General features: G+C 41.2%; 1 protein-coding gene. It reads left to right on the top strand.

The features are described 5' to 3' along the window. A partial coding sequence (locus tag CVH10_RS23635; RefSeq protein ID WP_146143363.1) for a helix-turn-helix domain-containing protein occupies window positions 1–243 on the top strand: 243 nt, incomplete at both ends.

Below are 243 nucleotides of genomic sequence, written 5' to 3'. Positions count from 1 at the left end.
CAATTCCTAGCTGAAAAACTTGGAGTTAGCAGAAGCACAATTATTCGTTGGCTCAATTACTTAGAATCAAAAAATGCATTAGTTAGAATCCCCGTTGCTGGTAAGGTTTGTGCGTATGCCCTCGATCCATATGAAGTCTGGAAGGGATACAACACTACGAAAAACCATGCAGCGTTTGTCACTAAAACACTGGTCAACAAAGACGGTGATATTCAGCGCCGAATCATGGCCATGTTTTCAAAT

The organism is Halomonas sp. ND22Bw (assembly GCF_003011945.1).
Classification (GTDB): domain Bacteria; phylum Pseudomonadota; class Gammaproteobacteria; order Pseudomonadales; family Halomonadaceae; genus Halomonas; species Halomonas halophila.
The sequence above is the reverse complement of the archived record's forward strand: the minus strand, read 5'-3'. Positions and strand labels throughout refer to the sequence as shown.